Genomic DNA, 16,340 nt, shown 5'->3' on the forward strand with positions numbered 1-16,340 from the left:
GGCAGGCGACTGGCACCTAGCACCACATGAGACTCGCACTGCCGACCTTTCTGAAGACGACGACGTTCAAACTGGCGCTGATCTACAGCGCCATGTTTGCGGCGTTTTCGGCTGCGTTGCTGGTCTATCTCTATTATTCGACGGTCTACTATATCCGCACGGAGAGCGAGCGGCGGATGGATCTCGAATTCGAGCAGCTTGGAAACGCCTATTTCACAGGCGGAATGGAGCGTCTCAGCCAGTCCGTTCTGGAGCGGATGACGCGCACCGGCTCTACATATTTCTACTATCTTGAAGACTCTTCGGGCCGAAAGATTGCGGGCCATTTCGGGCGGATGCCGACGGCGCCGCCAGCAGCAGACGTGCAGACCGTTTATTTCGAGTTCCGCCAGCAGGAGCCGGACGGAACCGAGATCCTGCGGCAGGCAGCAGGTCGTATCGTGCGCCTGCGTGACAATGGTGGTGCTTTGCTGGTGGCATTTGACACCGAACAGCAGACGGCGATTGTGGGGCGCATACAGCGCGCAATCTTCATTGCCGCTCCCATCGGGTTGGTCTTCTCATTGCTGGGGGGAATCCTGATTTCGCGCGGAGCCGCGCGACGGGCAGATGAACTCGCGCGGACGGCCGAGGCCGTGATGGGCGGGGAATTAGGCAGGCGCGCACCCGTGCGCGGATCTGGCGACGAGTTCGACCGGCTGGCGTCCCGGCTGAATGCCATGCTCGACCAGATCGAGAAGCTGGTGGATTCCACGCGCCATACAGGGAACGCAATTGCGCATGACCTGCGCTCGCCGCTCTCGCGCCTTCGCAATCGACTGGAGATCGCCCTGTCCGAACCGATGTCACGCGAAAGCGCCGAGGCTACTCTGGAAGTGACGGTCGAGGAGGTGGACCGGGTGCTCGGCACGTTCAACGCAATCCTCCGCCTTGCGCGGTTGGAAGCGGGCGCGGAAGGCGAGCGTGTACGGATGGACGTGTCGGAACTCGGCGAAGAACTGGCCGAACTCTTCGACCCGGCCTGCGAGGAAGCGGGACTTTCCTTCAAGAGCCAGATTTCTCGCAACCTCACCATTCTTGCGGATCGTGACCTTGTGGGTCAGGCCTTGTCGAACTTGCTCGACAATGCCGTGAAGTACACGCCCGAAGGCGGTGCCATCACATTCTCCATTACGCGCGGCCCGAATGGCACTGTCGATATGACTGTGGTGGATTCCGGGCCCGGTGTGCCGGAAGGGTCGCGCGAACTGGTCGTACAGCGCTTCCAGCGTATGGATTCGGCGCGTACCCAGCCTGGATCCGGCCTTGGTCTCGCGCTCGTCGATTCCGTGGCAGACATGCATGGCGGCAGTTTGATCCTGAGTGATGCGGGCGGCGATCCGGACATGCCGGGTCTGAAGGCCACGCTGCGACTGCCGAGAGTGTGATGCCCGTATGCTGACGATCCTGCCAATCGCAGATACCGCCGAAGCCGCGCTGGAGCGGGCTCTGCCAGCGGCGCCCTATTTGCGGCGCCTGCATGAGACGGGCGTGCGCGGGCATTGGCGCGATGCCTTGCAGGCCGTCAGGGATATTCCAGCCGATTTGCCCGAAGCCGATGTCATGGCAACGATGCGCAAGGCCAAGGCGCAACTGCATCTATCGGTCGCAGCAGAAGACCTGGCCGGCGTGTTGCCGGTGATGGGTGTGACGCGCGCGCTCAGCGAGTTTGCCGAAGAGTGCCTTGAAGCAGTATTGCGTGCGTCTCTCGCCAAACGGGAGCTTGGCGGCGCGGGCATCTTCGCGGTCGCCCTTGGCAAGATGGGCGCGTATGAGCTGAACTATTCAAGCGATATCGATATCTGCGTGTTCTATGAGCCGGGTGTGTTCATGGACGGTGACTTTTCCGCCGGGGAGACCGCACAGCGTATCGCACGGGACCTCGTCCGCATGATGCAGGAAGCGACGGGTGACGGTTATGTGTTCCGAACCGACCTTCGATTGCGGCCCGATCCGTCGTCGACGCCCCTGGCGGTCTCAACGAAGATGGCGGACCTTTACTATGAAAGTGTGGGTCAGAACTGGGAGCGGATGGTCTGGATCAAGGCGCGTCCGACCGCCGGAGACCATGCGAGTGCGGACCGTTTCCTGAAAATCCTGCAACCTTTTGTCTGGCGCCGTAATCTCGACTATTGGGCGATTGGCGACATCCAGGCCATCAAGCGGATGATCAACAGCAAAGTGGGGCGCGCCGATTTCGAGACCGTCTCGCCGGACGTGAAGCTGGGGCCGGGCGGCATTCGCGAGATCGAATTCTTTGCCCAGACGCAACAATTGATCCTTGGTGGGCGACAGTCGGAACTGCGCGATAATTCCACGCTCGGGGCGCTCGCCGCGCTAACGGGTGCAGGTGTGGTCGAACGCAACACGGCCGAGGAATTGGAGACGGCCTATCTCGCCTTGCGCAATCTGGAGCACAGGGTCCAGATGCGCCGCGACGAGCAGACCCATACCGTCCCGGCGGGCGAAGATGACCGCAAGGACGTGGCCATGCTTTGCGGCTATGCCGATCTTGCCTCATTCGACCGGGACTTGCAGGCCACACGCCGCTGCGTTCAGGCGCACTATGACGGTTTGTTTGCTCATGAAGACCGGGCACTGGACGCCAGTCCGCTGGGCAATCTTGTCTTCACGGGTGTTGATGATGATCCGGGGACGATTGAAACGCTTGCTTCGCTGGGCTTCAGCAACCCAAGCGCGGCTATTGAGTCGATCCGGTCCTGGCATCGGGGGCGCGTGCCAGCAACGCGCACGGCGCGGGGCCGGGAACTGTTGACGGCCTTGCTGCCAAGCATGCTGGAAGCGATGGGCAAGACGGGTGAGCCCGACGAGGCGTTTCGCTGGTTCTCGCGTTTCTTCGAAGGGATGTCCTCTGGCGTGCAGACGCTGTCCATGCTGTTGGCAGAACAGACCCTGCTGGATGATCTTGTATCCACGCTCGCGCTCGCGCCGCGCCTCGCGCAGATTCTGTCACGCCGCCCAGACCTGTTGGAAGCCTTGGTCAGTCGTCAGGAACCGCCACGTCCGGTGATTGACGACTCGGTCAGTTTCGATGGCGCGCTGGATGCGTGGCGACGCTACCACCGGGAACAGAATTTCCTGATCGGGCACCGCTTGTTGCATGGCCTGATCAATGCGCGCGATGCCGGGGCGCACTGGTCAGACCTTGCCGATGAGACCATTCAGGAAATGGCCAGTGCCGCTGAGCGTGAAACCGAAGATCGCTATGGCCCGCGACCGGGCAGTTGGGCCATCTTCGCCATGGGCAAGCTGGGCGGGCGGGAACTGACGGCCGGGTCCGATCTCGACATTATCGTGATCTACGACGCAGACCCGATGGTGGCGCAGACCTGGTACACGCGATTTACGCAGCGCCTGATCACGGCCTTGACGGCTCCCACAGCTGAGGGGGATCTCTACGAAGTCGACATGCGATTGCGGCCTTCCGGCGGCGCCGGACCCGTTGCGGTCAGCGTGCCGGCTTTCGAGCGCTACCAAAATCATGATGCCTGGACCTGGGAGCATATGGCGCTTACGCGCCTGCGACCGGTCACGGGCGACGAGGCGCTCTGCTATCGCATCATGAAGATCGCCTGCGAAGCTATCGTCGCGCGCGCGGGCAAGACGGATGGTACGATCTCGCAGGACGTGGCGAACATGCGCCAGAGGCTCTATCGCGAGAAGCCGGGGACAGGCCTTTGGGACCTGAAAACTGCCGAGGGCGGATTGGTCGATGCCGAGTTTGTCGTTCAGCGCGATATGCTGTTGCGTGGCGAACCGGATGCGATCCGTTCCAATACGCGCGAGGCGATTTCCTGCTCGTCCCTGCCGGAGGCGGAAAGGACGTTACTTGAAGAGGGAGTCACCTTTCTTCAATCGCTCCAGCAGGTTCACAGATTGGCGCTCGGCAGCGAAATGGCGGGCGGGCACATACCGGAAGGCTTGAAGGACAGGCTTTGTCGGTCGGTAGATATGGAGACCTTCGATGCACTTGAGGCGGAAATATCTTCAGTGAAATCAAAGGTTCACATGCTGGCGGTGAAAAAACTTCAGCTTTGAGCGACGGAAACTCCGGGCCAACCCGTTCAATACGCGATGGGTGAGTAAAACAAACGGAGTTTTCTCAATGAAACGTACTACGATTGCAACCGCTTCGATCGCCGCCATTGCGGCCCTGGCCCTGCCAATGATCGCCATTGCCCAACCGGGCGACGGTCATCGCGGCAAGGGACATCATGGCCAACGCGGCAATATGGAAGCCATGATTGCTGAAATCGACACCAATGGCGATGGAGACCTCTCCAAGGCAGAAATCGATGCGCACCGCGCTGCGAGATTTGCAGAGGTTGACGCCAATGGCGATGGCGCCGTGACGCAAGCCGAACTGGATGCGCATCACGAAGCCAAGCGCGCTGAGCGCATGGCGGAACGCAAAGCCAAGATGTTCGCGAAGCTGGACACTGACGGTAACGGCACGATCAGCGCCGAGGAGTTTGCCAGCAAGGAACGTCCCGGCTTTGACAAGGTCGATGCCGATGGCGATGGCATTGTGACCAAGGAAGAAATGGACGCCATGAAGTCGAAGATGAAAGATCGTCGCGGCGGTAAGCACAAGCGCGGCGACGGCCCGCAGCCTGAATAAGGACGACCTCCCGATGGGCCGGAAGCCAGAGATGTATCAACGTGATTTACCGCGATATGACGATGTTCTTCCGGCCCGTTTTCGGTTAAGTCCTCTGCCTTGGCTTTCAGTTCAGACCTCGACCGGATCACACGAGCAGCAGCGGGCGACCCCGCTGCTGTCTCCAGCCTTGTCGACCGCTACAGCAGCGGCGTCCTTGCCTTGGCAACGCGCATGCTCGGCGACCCTTCAGAGGCTGAAGACGTGACACAGGAAACCTTCCTCCGCGCCTGGAAGGCGCTGCCGGGATGGGAACCGCGTGCGAAATTCTCAACCTGGCTGCACCGGGTTGCCCTGAATCTCTGTTACGATCGGCTGCGCAAGCGCCGTGAAGTGACCATGGAACACCTGCCGGAGCGCACTGATCCGGCCATGACCCCGGCAGAATTGCTGGATCAGTCCCAGCGGGTCCGTGCGGTGGAAGATGCAATCTCCCACTTGCCGGAACGCCAGGCCGCAGCATTGACGCTATGCGCCCTGCAGGGACATTCTCAAGCCGAAGCCGCAGACATCATGGATGTCAGCGTGGAGGCACTGGAAAGTTTGCTGGCACGTGCACGACGCACGCTTCGCGCCAGCCTGTTGGAGAGGGCCGCATCATGAGCGGACAATTGATTTCAGACGACCGGATCCTGGCCCTGATCGAGACCTATGGTGCCGATCCCCACATGTTTCCCGAGGAAGAGCGGGCGGCTGCCCGTGCGCGCATGACGGCGCATCCAGAACATTTTTCTGGTGCAATTGCCGCTGCCCGCGAGATTGATGCCCTTTTGGGTGAGGTCCCGGATGTTGTGACCTCTGAGAGTTTGCGCGACGCCTTGATTGCGTCTGCGCCAAAGGCGGCCCCTGCACGCAAATCCGGCTGGAAGTTGCCGGTCTGGATTCCCGCAGGCGCGTTGGCATCGCTGACGGTCGGTGTGTTCGCCGGTATGAGCGTAGCCCAACCGATCACGACGCAAGACGAGCAGGCCGAAGCGGCAGTTTATGCTGCGCTTGGATTTGATACGTACACACTGGTACTGGAAGATGAGGCGACGCAATGAATGAGACCCCGGCCCGAGCGCCGCGCCGAATTTCTTTCTGGATGACGATTTCCCTGTTGTTCAACCTGCTCCTGTTGGGGCTGGTTGTTGGCATGCTGGTGCGCCAGATACCTGATCGTGGCCATCGTGAAGAGCGGCCCCAGTTGACCCAAGACATAGATACTGAAACACGCCGGGCTATGTTTGGCCTGATGCGGGAATCCTATCGCGAATCCCGAACAGAACGCGATGCGCGCAATGCGGTGCGTGCGCAATTGGCAGACGCGCTGAAAGCGGATCCTTTCGATGCAGAGGCCGTCCGCGCGGCATTTGCCGATCTGCGCGCGGCGGAGGGGTCGGTTCATGCGGCCACGCATAAGGCGATGATTGCCCGGCTCGAAGCGCTTCCCCCAGAGCAGCGCCGTGCCATGGCCGACATGTTGGCCCGTGGGCCGGAACGGGACCGGCGCAATCGCCGGAATTCACGCCCGCCCAAAGACTAGGGGTTTTCTTCTGACCGCGGGCGCTCCAGACTGCCTTGAAACAGGAGGGCAGGATGAAGGAATATGCGGCGTTTGATGCGATGGGGTTGGCCGAACTGGTCCGCGCCGGTGAAGTCTCTTCAAAAGAATTGCTGGACGAGGCAGTGTCGCGGGCCCATGCCGCGCAGTCTGAACTGAATTGCTTTTCCAGCCTTTATCCCGACCTTGCCGAAGCCCAGCTGGCAGATTTGCCAGCTGACGGGCCGTTTGCCGGCGTGCCTTTCATCACCAAGGATCTCGCCGTGATGATCGATGGCGCGCCTCTGACCAATGGGTCAGTCAGCTGGAAGGGGCATGTCTCGTCGCAGGATTCGGTGCTGACGGAACGTTATCGCAGGGCGGGGCTCGTCATGTTCGGCCAGACGACCAGTCCCGAATTCGGCCTGACCACAACCACCGAGTCCACGCTCTATGGCCAGACGCGCAATCCGTGGGACGTGACGCGCACATCGGGTGGCTCGTCGGGCGGGGCGTCGGCGGCTGTTGCGGCAGGCGTCGTGCCATTGGCGCAAGCGAGTGATGGTGGGGGCTCAATCCGCATTCCAGCCGCCTGCACCGGTCTGTTTGGCATGAAGCCGTCGCGCGGGCGCACGCCGATGGGGCCTCTTCAGACTGAAGGCTGGAACGGTATGTCTACGGTTCACGCGGTCAGCCGCACGGTGCGTGACAATGCGGCCTTGCTGGACGCCTCACATGGCCGCGAGACCGGCAGCCGCTATGTGGCACCAGCTCCGGAGGGCTCCTTCCTGGAGGCCGTGTCGCGAGACCCTGTGCCGCTGAAGATCGCACTTTGGCGTACCGCGCCGAATGGCACCGAATTGAGCCCCGAAGCAGCCGAGGGTCTGAAGGCAACGGGGCATCTGCTGGAAAGCCTCGGCCACACAGTGGTTGAAGCCGCGCCTGTATTGAATGGGGAGGAGCTCGGCAAGGCGGCGCTGTTCACCATCTCCGCGAATGTCGCCGCCGCAATTGATGCGCGCTCGGTGATGCTCGGCCGTGACGTGCGCGAGGACGAGCTGGAGCCGATTACGTTTGCGATGGCCAATCTGGGTCGGACCGTACCCATGCTGGAGCTGGCGCGCGCGAATAATTTGTTCAATTCGGCGGCCATCACTTTTGAGCGCTTCCTAGATGATCAGAAGTTCGACCTGATCCTGACGCCGACCCTGTTCCGCCCGCCAGAGAAATTGGGTGTGCTCGCACTGACGGCCTCCCCCGAGCAAATGAATGCAGCCGTGTCGACTTTTGCGCCGCTCTGTCCATTGTTCAACCAGATCGGCGCACCGGCCATGTCTGTGCCATTGCACTGGACCGACCCGACCGAAACTGCGCCGCAGGGGCTGCCGCTTGGCATGATGTTTGGCGGGCGCTGTGGCAGCGAAGAATTGCTGTACTCCCTCGCCGGACAGTTGGAGCGCGCCGACCCTTGGGTCGACCGTTTCCCACCTGTATGGGTTGGGTAGAGCAGTCAGATGAGCGAGTTCACGACACATCAGGGCGGATGCCATTGCGGCGCAGTGCGGTTTGAGGTGGACCTGCCGGCGGCTTTCGAGGTCGAGGATTGCAACTGCTCGATCTGCGCGATGAGTGGCAATATTCACGTCATCGTCCCGGCCAGCCGGTTCCGTCTTCTTCAGGGGGCAGACGTCCTCACTGAATACACATTCAACACGGGCGGCGCCAAGCACCGTTTCTGCAGGACCTGCGGGATCAAGAGCTTCTATGTGCCCCGCTCAAATCAGGATGGATTTGCCGTGACATGGCGGTGTATCGATAATTGGCAGGCGCTGGACGTGACGGTGAATGCGTTCGATGGTCAGAATTGGGAGGCCAATGCCGCAGCATTGGCCCAAAAGTCGAAGGACTAGCCAGCCGTAACGGCGGGGCCGGAGACGGCGACCATCATCATGGAGCCATTCTGACCGATGACCGTGTAGTCGAATTTTGCGCCAACAATCGCATTCGCGCCGAGCTTGCGGGCTTCCTCGATCATCTCGTCCATGGCGCCGTCGCGGGTTTCCCGCAGCGTGCTCTCATAGGCATTGGACCGGCCGCCAACGAGATTGGTGAAGCTGGCAAGAATGTCCTTGCCGAGATGTGCGCCGATTACGACTTCCCCGCAGACAATGCCGCGATATTCCGTAATCTCATGGCCCTGCAGGGTCGGCGTGGTAGATACGATCATGTCTTGCTCCATTATTATTGATTATCAATAATAATTGGGTTGGGCGATCACTGCTTTCAAGAGGTCTTTTCGAAAACCAGCTTGGTCCACTCGATGCCGCGCGCCATGTTTTCAGCCTGGATCGAGCCGGTGCGCTCGTGGAACAGATTTGCCAGGCCGAGCGGGGCGGCGAGGGCGATTGTCTCCTCACCGGAAATGTCGAACATGCATCGGCCTTCCGGGATCGGTCCGTGGCGTTGGCTCATGAACAGGCGCCCGCCGGGAGTCAGCAGGTTGGCAACATGCGCCATGCCGGTGTCGCGTTCTTCTTCGGTCAGATGCATCCAGACAGCATGCATCAGGATCATGTCAAAAGTCTCTCCGCGTGCGCGGGTGGCGGTCAGGTCGGGCAAGGCGTCATCCAGCCAAATGATGCCGGACTCAGGATGAAGCTTGGCTGCGCCGGTGCGCAGGGCGTCGACAGGCTCGACCGCGAGCACGGAATGGCCCGTGCGTGCGAACCAGGCCGCATCCCGTCCCGTGCCTGCGCCAATGTCCAAAATGCGGGCAGGCGGCTTGGGCAGGAACTCCGCCCACGGCGCATGCACCGCCGCCGGGTCGCGTAGTTCGTAGCGGACGAACAGGTCGGGCGCCTCCTCGGCATAGCCTGCTGTGGAAGGGTGGGATGCCATATCAGGTTGATCTCCCATTCAGGAAAATCATTTTGATTGGCCTAGCCCACAATCCGATGATCGAAGGGCGGGGTGCCACGGCAAACTTCTGCGCCAACAGTCCACCCCATAAGAATGGGAGCGACAACCATGCCAGGCTGTCATTCAATGGACGTAAAAGTGCGAACAGGCCAGCATTGGCAACAGCCAGAAAAATCAGGACGCATGTGAAGGAAGCGAGTTCCGCCAGAATTTCCTCAGCGGCTGTTGGCTTCCGGTCCAATTCCTATTCCGCCGCTGTCTTGGAGCCGTCGTCTCCGTCCAGCACTTCCAGCATGCGGATGGCACTGTCGGCGATGACCGTGCCCGGTGGGAAGATGGCAGAAGCGCCAGCGGCGTAGAGCGCATCGAAATCCTGTGGCGGGATCACGCCGCCCACAATGATCTGCGTGTGCGCCGCGCCTTCATTGCCGAGCGCGCGTTTCAGTTCCGGCACAAGCGTCAAATGACCCGCCGCGAGCGAGGAGGCGGCGACAATGTCGACCCCGGCTTTCCGGGCGTCCGCGGCGGCCTCTTCCGGTGTCTGGAAGAGCGGGCCGATCTCGACATCCCAGCCAAGGTCCATCAGCGCGGACGCGACCACCTTCTGTCCACGGTCATGCCCGTCCTGACCCATCTTGGCGATGTAGACCTTCGGCCTGCGACCATGTTTCTTTTCGAACTCGGAGGCGAGCGTGGCAGCGGCCTCGGCCTTGTCGTCGCCCTTCACGCCGCCGCCATAGACGCCCTTGATGGAGCGGATAACGGCCTGATGGCGGCCCTGGCTGCGCTCAACGGCTTCGGAAATCTCGCCCACAGTCGCCTTGGCGCGGGCGGCATCCACAGCCAGCGCGAGCAAATTGCCTTCGGTACCAGCGGCGGCCTTGGCAATCGCGTCGAGCTTGGCAGTGACTTCGGCCTCGTCGCGTTCGGATTTCAGGCGTGCCAGCTTGTCCAGCTGCATGCGGCGCACGGCGGCATTGTCCACCTTCAGCACAGGCACGTCTTCGTCTTCGTCCAGCAGGAACTTGTTCACACCGACCACAGTCTGCGTGCCGCTGTCGATGCGCGCCTGCGTATTTGCGGCGGCTTCCTCAATGCGCAGTTTGGGCAGGCCCTCCTCGATGGCCTTGGCCATGCCGCCCATCTTCTCGACTTCGGCGATATGGGCGAGGGCTTTTTCGGCAAGGTCGTGCGTCAGGCGTTCGACATAGTAGGAGCCGCCCCACATATCGATCGTCTGGCAGGCGCCGCCCTCCTGTTGAAGGAAGAGCTGCGTGTTGCGGCTGATCCGGGCGGAGAAGTCGGTTGGCAGGGCGAGCGCCTCGTCGAAGCTGTTCGTGTGCAGTGATTGGGTCTGGCCGCCTGTGGCCGCGATGGCCTCAAGGCAGGTGCGGATGACATTGTTGTAGACGTCCTGCGCGGTCAGCGACCAGCCGGAGGTCTGCGAATGCGTCCGCAGGCTGAGGGATTTCGGGTTCTTCGGATTGAACTCTTCCTTCACCAGCTTCGCCCAGAGCAGGCGCGCCGCCCGCATCTTGGCGACTTCCATGAACGTGTTCATGCCGATGGCCCAGAAGAAGGACAAGCGCGGCGCGAAGGCATCGACGTCCAGCCCGGCGGCGACGCCCGCGCGGATATATTCGATACCGTCGGCGAGCGTGTAGGCCAGTTCAAGGTCTGCCGAGGCGCCCGCTTCCTGCATGTGATAGCCGGAAATCGAGATGGAATTGTATTTCGGCATGTTCTGCGACGTGTAGGCGAAGATGTCCGAAATGATCCGCATCGAGGGCTTGGGCGGATAGATATAGGTGTTCCGTACCATGAACTCTTTGAGGATGTCGTTTTGGATCGTCCCGGCCAGCTTGTCTGGCGTCACGCCCTGTTCTTCGGCGGCGGCAATGTAAAGCGCGAGGATCGGCAGCACGGCGCCATTCATCGTCATGGACACCGACATCTTGTCCAGCGGAATGCCGGAGAAGAGGGTGCGCATGTCATAGATGGAGTCGATGGCAACGCCCGCCATGCCGACATCGCCGGAGACGCGGACATGATCGGAATCATAGCCGCGATGCGTCGCCAGGTCGAACGCGACCGAGAGGCCCTTTTGCCCAGCGGCAAGGTTGCGGCGGTAAAAGGCGTTGGAGTCTTCTGCGGTGGAGAATCCCGCATACTGACGAACCGTCCAGGGCTGGTTCGTGTACATGGTCGGGTAAGGCCCGCGACCAAACGGGGCAAGGCCCGGATAATCGTCAAGGAAGTCGAGGCCCTTGGTGTCGTCCGCTGTATAGGCTGATTTGACGTCGACGCCTTCGGGCGTTTCCCAAGCTTCGCCCAGCTCAGGCGATTTCGCCTTGGCGTCCGGTGTGCCGAGATCGAGTTTCGTGAAGTCGGGGAAATTGGTCATTGGGCCACTCCCAGGGTTGCGTGGGCAAGTTTCAGCGTGTGCAGCACATCGCAGCCCATGAAGATGTTGGAATCGATGCCGTCGCCCTCGAACTTGCCGGCGAGCCAGACATGGTCTGCGCCAGCCGCTTTCAGGGCCTTGGCGGTTTCAGCGGCTTCGTCCTCATAGCGGGCATCCGCGCCACAGATACAGGCGATCCGCGTGCCGGAGGCCTTGAAGGCGGCGACCGCTTCGGAGACCGATTTTGGTGGGACAGGCGGCTGGGCGGCCTCAAGGCCGCCAGCGGCGAATAGGTTACGCGCGAAATCCGCGCGCGCATTGTGCTCGGCAATCGGGCCGAGCGTGGCAAGGAAAATGGTCGGGCGCTTGGGCGCAGCGCTCGCCGCATCGCGCAGGACTTCATAGTCTTCCGCAAGACGAATGCGCGGCAGGGCTTCGGCGGTGGCGTCGGCCTCATCGGCCGGCAGGTCCACTTTCACGAAATGAACGAAGCCTTCAGTGGAAACGCCATCCTTTGGCGTAACGGAAGGCGCGTCCGCGATCGGCGCGGCGATTTCGTCGAGCAGCGGGAACTCGCTGACGCCCGTGATCGGCACCTTGCGTTTGGCAATGTCCTTGGCGCGCGCCTGGCGCACATCTGCGATACGTTTCTGAAATGCGCCGGAAACCAGCGTCTCGGCATAGCCGCCTTCGGCTTCTATGGTCTGGAACTCTTTCCACGCGGCTTCGGCAAGGTCGTCGGCGAAGGTCTCTGTGAACCAAGCGCCGCCGGTCGGGTCGGCCACGCGGCCAAGCTGGCTTTCTTCCATGGCGATGATCTGGGTGTTGCGCGCGATGCGCCGGCCCAGCTCTTCCGGAATGCCGAGCGCCTCGTTGAAGGGGCGGATGGTCAGGATGTCTGCGCCGCCGATGGCTCCTGCAAAGGCTGCCGCCGTATTGCGCAGCATGTTGGTCCACGCATCATAGCGCGTCAGCATGCGACCCGATGAAACGGCCTGAAGACGCATCGGAACGGCTTGCTGATCCATTGCATCCAGAATGCGTGCCCAGAGACGCCTTGCCGCGCGCAGCTTCGCAACACCGAGGCCATAATTGCCATCAAGGGACAGCGCGAAACTCATGCGCGGAATGAGCGCGGAAATGTCCGTGCGGTTGTCGAGCCGGCGCAGCGTGTCCACGGCGCTGGCGATCAGCGCGGCCAGTTCCTGCGCGTCGGATCCGCCGGCCTCATGAACCATGCGCGCATCGATGCGGATCAGGCCCGCTTCGGGATAGGCCTCACCAAGAGCGGTGGCGGCCGCCGACAGGCGCGCAAAGGCAGCGTTCAGGCCGCCGGACAGCTTTCCCGTCCGCGCAAGGGAACCGAGCGGGTCCATATTGAAATCGAATTTGAGGTTTGCAGGAGAGTTCTGCTCCTGTCCCCACAGGCCGAGTAGCGTTGCCGCCGTGACACCGGAGCCACCGCCATGATCCAGCGATATTGTGGCGATGTCGGCACGCAGGCCTTTCAGCGCGGTGCGCAGATCGTCCAGTGTCGTGATCTGGATGCCGTGTTCGCCCGTGCAGTCGAGTTTGAGTTCGACGGACATGACGCCGCGCTCAAGATCCCGCAGCAGTTCTTCATGGGTTGCTGCGGGCGATGGGTGGGCAAAGGCTTGCCGGATATCCCAGGGCATGAACCGGTCGGGCGCCGCCGTGGCCCCGCGCAGATAGGGTGCCTTGCCCGGCGTGCCGAGCGGGTCGGTCGCGGAATCAAAGTCGCTTTCCCGGTAAAGCGGGTGAATTGCCAGGCCATCCACGGTCTTGCGTGTGATGGATTCAATACCGCGGCCCTTAAGGACCTTGTCGACGCTTGCGAGCCATTCGGCTTCGGTCGCGTCGGGAAACCCGCTGCTCAGGGGAAGGAGATCGTCTGCCATGACGGGGATTTAGTCTGAACCGGGGGGCTTGTGAACTGCTGACTGAACGTCAGGGTCGTTTGGTCGCTTGACTCTGGTAACACAAAGTATGAGAATGAGAACAATTCGCAAATGAGGAGTGAGTCATGTCCGCCGAACTCTTGAGGTTTCCAGCCACTGCCCAGACAGAAATGCCTGAGGGGATGCGCCACGAAGCGTTGAGAGACTGGATGGAAACGCACACACGTATTCTCGGCTTCTGGATGGATCGTCTCATCGAGGACGGCGACTCAGAAGACATCGTATCCATGCTTCATCGCCAGCAAAGCTGGCTGGCCATGATGCAGGGCCGGCTGGTCCGGGGTTGAGGGATCCCTGGCCAGCCGGAAATTCTTTCCGCGCCAACAAAAAGCCGGTGCAGGGCAATCCGCACCGGCTTTTCATTGAGGAGGTTGGACGCGGTTACTCGCCCGGCATTGGGTCGACAGGGTCAAATGTGCCGTCCTCATTCAGGGTCAGCTCTGCGATCTTTACATTGCGGAGATGGCTTTTCCCCGACAGCTGAACGTCATGATAGGCAAGATAGTATTTGCCATTGTGCTCGAAGATCGAGTGATGGTTGGTCCAGCCTTCCACGGGTTGGTTGATCACGCCCTGATAGGTGAACGGGCCGTACGGGTTGTCGCCCGTCGCGTATACGATCAGGTGAGTATCGCCCGTTGAATAGGACAAGTAGTAGGTGTCGCCGATCTTGTTCATCCAGGCGGCTTCGAAGAATCGGCGGTCATGATCCTTGGCTTTGATCGGATCGCCATGCTCGTCGAGGATCATCACATCCTTCGGCGCTTCGGCAAAGGAAACCATGTCCTCGCCCATTTTGGCGATCTTCGGCATTAGCGCGACATCGTCAGGCTGGCCGGCTTCATCGTCACTGGTCAGTGGGTCATCATTGACCAGATCCGTGTTAAGGTTCGGGTCGGCATTGTACTTGCCGGTCGCCCAGCGTTGCAGTTGCCCGCCCCAGATGCCGCCAAAATACATGTAGTATTCGCCGTCCGTGTCCTCATAGACGGTCGGATCCATGGAGTAGGAGCCTTCGATTGGCTCGGGCTCTGCGGTGAATGGCCCGGTAGGACTGGCGGAGACAGCTGCGCCAATATGGAAGACGCCATCGGCATCCTTGGCCGGGAAATAGAGATAGTATTTGCCATCCTTGTGGGCTGCGTCCGGGGCCCACATCTGCTGGGCGGCCCAGGCCACATCGTCGACATCCAGCGCGACGTCATGAATGGTCACCTCGCCGCCGACTTCGTCCATGGAAAGGACGATATAGTCACGCATCGCATACTGGCTGCCGAGATCGTCTTCGGGGATGCCCGCATCATAATCATGGCTCGGATACACATAGATGCGGCCATCATCCCAGACATGGACGCTCGGGTCTGCGGTGAAGATCTCGCTGACCAGCGGCTCATTCAGGTACTTTGACTCCGTCGAACCTGCCTCCACGGTTTCGACCGGCGGTGCGGCGACTTCTGTTTCGGTGCTCGTCGTTGGCGCATCGCCAGAGCAGGCAGCCAGAGTCGCGGCAGCGAAGCCTGTTTTTTCGCATTCCGTTTTCTCCCTCGGATATTTTTTTTGAAACTGTCTTGGATGTTCGCCAGTCTGGCCCGAACCACAGCTTTGGGCAAGAGGTGTCCGCAACGTCACGCCTTGCCCAACATGGATCAAACGCTAGTTTCCGTTTACGTAAACTGCATCCCTTTCCGTTTGAGGTAATTTCTCATGGCACTACCCCCCATTCTCCAGAATTTGCGCATCCCGGTTATCGGATCGCCGCTTTTCATCATCTCCAACCCGGAGCTTGTGATCGCCCAGTGCAAGGCCGGCGTCGTCGGCAGCTTCCCGGCGCTGAACGCGCGGCCCGGCCCGGTGCTGGACGAGTGGCTGGACCGGATCACCACGGAATTGGCTGAATGGGACGAGAAGAACCCGGACCGCAAGGCCGCACCCTTCGCCGTCAACCAGATCGTCCACAAGACGAACAACCGTCTCGATCATGATGTGGAGATGTGCGTGAAGCACAAGGTGCCGATCGTGATCACCTCGCTCGGCGCGCGTCAGGAAGTGAATGACGCGATCCACTCCTATGGCGGCATTGTGCTGCACGACATCATCAATGTCGTCTTCGCGCACAAGGCGTTGGAAAAAGGCGCAGATGGCCTGATCGCGGTGTGCACCGGCGCGGGCGGCCATGCCGGCACGCTTTCGCCCTTCGCGCTGATCCAGGAGATCCGCCAGTTCTTTGATGGCCCGCTGGCCCTGTCAGGCTCTATCGCCAATGGCGGCGCGGTCGCGGCGGCGCAGGCGCTTGGCGCTGACCTTGGCTATATCGGCTCGGCCTTCATCTCGTGTGACGAGGCCAATGCGGTCGACGGCTACAAGGACATGATTGTCGACTCCAAGGCGGGAGATATTGTCTATTCCAACCTGTTCACCGGCGTTCACGGAAATTATCTCGCGCCATCCATCGCCAAGGCCGGGCTTGACCCGAATGATCTGCCGGAAAGCGACCCGAGCGCGATGAATTTCGGCTCCGGCGGCAATCAGGAAGCCAAGGCGTGGAAAGACATCTGGGGCTGTGGTCAGGGCATCGGCGCAATTGACAAGCGCATGTCCACTCAGGAGTTCGTGGACAAGCTGGTGCGGGAATATGACGAGGCCCGCGCAGCGCTCGCCAAGCGCCAGGCCTTTGGAGTAGCGCCTGTCGCGGCGGAGTAAGCTCGGCGTCTCCCCGACTGAAAATGTCAGAATGCCCCTGAAGTCTCAGTGACTTCGGGGGCATTTTCTTTTGCGTGGCGATCTGAATCCGACAGG

At 61.1% G+C, this 16,340-nt stretch carries 15 protein-coding genes; 10 read left to right on the forward strand and 5 right to left on the reverse strand.

Translation table 11 applies throughout. The annotated features are described in order from the left end of the window. The first annotated feature begins 26 nt into the window (after window positions 1–26). From L53_RS02480 to L53_RS02515, 8 genes are all read left to right on the forward strand, one after another. Entirely contained in the window at window positions 27–1,427 is a 1,401-nt protein-coding gene (locus L53_RS02480; protein ID WP_034811214.1) for a HAMP domain-containing sensor histidine kinase, read from the forward strand. Window positions 1,428–1,434: 7 nt separating this feature from the next. Beyond that, window positions 1,435–4,098 carry a bifunctional [glutamine synthetase] adenylyltransferase/[glutamine synthetase]-adenylyl-L-tyrosine phosphorylase gene (locus tag L53_RS02485; protein ID WP_051607478.1) on the forward strand — a complete coding sequence of 888 codons (2,664 nt, stop codon included), beginning with the start codon at window positions 1,435–1,437 and terminating at the stop codon, window positions 4,096–4,098. 67 nt (window positions 4,099–4,165) lie between these two features. Beyond that, window positions 4,166–4,681 carry an EF-hand domain-containing protein gene (locus tag L53_RS02490; RefSeq protein ID WP_034811216.1) on the forward strand — a complete coding sequence of 172 codons (516 nt, stop codon included), beginning with the start codon at window positions 4,166–4,168 and terminating at the stop codon, window positions 4,679–4,681. Window positions 4,682–4,780: 99 nt separating this feature from the next. Next, window positions 4,781–5,323, forward strand: coding sequence for an RNA polymerase sigma factor (locus L53_RS02495; RefSeq protein ID WP_034811218.1), 543 nt, complete (start codon window positions 4,781–4,783; stop codon window positions 5,321–5,323). Beyond that, a complete protein-coding gene (locus L53_RS02500; protein WP_034811220.1) occupies window positions 5,320–5,763 on the forward strand; it encodes a hypothetical protein in 444 nt (147 codons plus the stop codon). The genes L53_RS02495 and L53_RS02500 overlap by 4 nt, the downstream gene beginning before the upstream one ends. Continuing rightward, window positions 5,760–6,245 (forward strand): periplasmic heavy metal sensor, encoded by a 486-nt coding sequence (locus tag L53_RS02505; RefSeq protein ID WP_034811221.1) that lies wholly within the window; start codon window positions 5,760–5,762, stop codon window positions 6,243–6,245. The genes L53_RS02500 and L53_RS02505 overlap by 4 nt, the downstream gene beginning before the upstream one ends. Before the next feature lie 53 nt (window positions 6,246–6,298). Further along, the gene (locus L53_RS02510) at window positions 6,299–7,747 is read left to right on the forward strand and encodes an amidase (RefSeq protein WP_034811223.1); all 1,449 of its coding nucleotides are present in this window, start codon (window positions 6,299–6,301) and stop codon (window positions 7,745–7,747) included. A 9-nt stretch (window positions 7,748–7,756) separates the two neighbouring features. Then, a complete protein-coding gene (locus L53_RS02515) occupies window positions 7,757–8,152 on the forward strand; it encodes a GFA family protein (protein ID WP_034811225.1) in 396 nt (131 codons plus the stop codon). Here L53_RS02515 and L53_RS02520 read toward each other — a convergent pair. The 4 genes from L53_RS02520 to L53_RS02540 form a co-directional block, all read right to left on the reverse strand. Further along, window positions 8,149–8,469: a YbjQ family protein gene (locus tag L53_RS02520; RefSeq protein WP_034811227.1), complete on the reverse strand. Its 321-nt coding sequence runs from the start codon at window positions 8,467–8,469 to the stop codon at window positions 8,149–8,151. The genes L53_RS02515 and L53_RS02520 overlap by 4 nt on opposite strands. Before the next feature lie 56 nt (window positions 8,470–8,525). Beyond that, window positions 8,526–9,140: a bifunctional 2-polyprenyl-6-hydroxyphenol methylase/3-demethylubiquinol 3-O-methyltransferase UbiG gene (locus L53_RS02525; RefSeq protein WP_034811229.1), complete on the reverse strand. Its 615-nt coding sequence runs from the start codon at window positions 9,138–9,140 to the stop codon at window positions 8,526–8,528. A 265-nt stretch (window positions 9,141–9,405) separates the two neighbouring features. Further along, on the reverse strand, window positions 9,406–11,565 hold the full coding sequence (scpA, locus tag L53_RS02535; protein WP_034811234.1) for a methylmalonyl-CoA mutase: 2,160 nt from the start codon (window positions 11,563–11,565) through the stop codon (window positions 9,406–9,408). Next, on the reverse strand, window positions 11,562–13,484 hold the full coding sequence (locus L53_RS02540) for a methylmalonyl-CoA mutase family protein (RefSeq protein WP_034811236.1): 1,923 nt from the start codon (window positions 13,482–13,484) through the stop codon (window positions 11,562–11,564). Before L53_RS02540 ends, scpA begins: the two co-directional genes overlap by 4 nt. Window positions 13,485–13,609: 125 nt before the next feature. Here L53_RS02540 and L53_RS02545 point away from each other — a divergent pair, with 125 nt between their 5' ends. After that, window positions 13,610–13,831 (forward strand): hypothetical protein, encoded by a 222-nt coding sequence (locus L53_RS02545; protein ID WP_034811238.1) that lies wholly within the window; start codon window positions 13,610–13,612, stop codon window positions 13,829–13,831. Window positions 13,832–13,925: 94 nt separating this feature from the next. Here the strand turns inward: L53_RS02545 and L53_RS02550 are convergent, their stop codons facing one another. Next, window positions 13,926–15,044: a glycoside hydrolase family 43 protein gene (locus L53_RS02550; protein WP_051607565.1), complete on the reverse strand. Its 1,119-nt coding sequence runs from the start codon at window positions 15,042–15,044 to the stop codon at window positions 13,926–13,928. Window positions 15,045–15,248: 204 nt separating this feature from the next. Here L53_RS02550 and L53_RS02555 point away from each other — a divergent pair, with 204 nt between their 5' ends. After that, window positions 15,249–16,244 (forward strand): nitronate monooxygenase family protein, encoded by a 996-nt coding sequence (locus L53_RS02555; RefSeq protein ID WP_034811240.1) that lies wholly within the window; start codon window positions 15,249–15,251, stop codon window positions 16,242–16,244. The last annotated feature ends 96 nt before the right edge of the window (window positions 16,245–16,340 follow it).

This window comes from Hyphomonas sp. L-53-1-40 (assembly GCF_000682775.1).
Lineage (GTDB): Bacteria > Pseudomonadota > Alphaproteobacteria > Caulobacterales > Hyphomonadaceae > Hyphomonas.

Excerpts from the sequence above, each read along its gene's own strand:
- L53_RS02480 (WP_034811214.1), top strand. The coding sequence starts at position 27 with ATGAGACTCGCACTGCCGACCTTTCTGAAGACGACGACGTTCAAACTG.
- L53_RS02485 (WP_051607478.1), top strand. The coding sequence starts at position 1,435 with ATGCTGACGATCCTGCCAATCGCAGATACCGCCGAAGCCGCGCTGGAG.
- L53_RS02490 (WP_034811216.1), top strand. The coding sequence starts at position 4,166 with ATGAAACGTACTACGATTGCAACCGCTTCGATCGCCGCCATTGCGGCC.
- L53_RS02500 (WP_034811220.1), top strand. The coding sequence starts at position 5,320 with ATGAGCGGACAATTGATTTCAGACGACCGGATCCTGGCCCTGATCGAG.
- L53_RS02505 (WP_034811221.1), top strand. The coding sequence starts at position 5,760 with ATGAATGAGACCCCGGCCCGAGCGCCGCGCCGAATTTCTTTCTGGATG.
- L53_RS02510 (WP_034811223.1), top strand. The coding sequence starts at position 6,299 with ATGAAGGAATATGCGGCGTTTGATGCGATGGGGTTGGCCGAACTGGTC.
- L53_RS02515 (WP_034811225.1), top strand. The coding sequence starts at position 7,757 with ATGAGCGAGTTCACGACACATCAGGGCGGATGCCATTGCGGCGCAGTG.
- L53_RS02520 (WP_034811227.1), bottom strand. The coding sequence starts at position 8,469 with ATGATCGTATCTACCACGCCGACCCTGCAGGGCCATGAGATTACGGAA.
- L53_RS02525 (WP_034811229.1), bottom strand. The coding sequence starts at position 9,140 with ATGGCATCCCACCCTTCCACAGCAGGCTATGCCGAGGAGGCGCCCGAC.
- scpA (WP_034811234.1), bottom strand. The coding sequence starts at position 11,565 with ATGACCAATTTCCCCGACTTCACGAAACTCGATCTCGGCACACCGGAC.
- L53_RS02540 (WP_034811236.1), bottom strand. The coding sequence starts at position 13,484 with ATGGCAGACGATCTCCTTCCCCTGAGCAGCGGGTTTCCCGACGCGACC.
- L53_RS02545 (WP_034811238.1), top strand. The coding sequence starts at position 13,610 with ATGTCCGCCGAACTCTTGAGGTTTCCAGCCACTGCCCAGACAGAAATG.
- L53_RS02555 (WP_034811240.1), top strand. The coding sequence starts at position 15,249 with ATGGCACTACCCCCCATTCTCCAGAATTTGCGCATCCCGGTTATCGGA.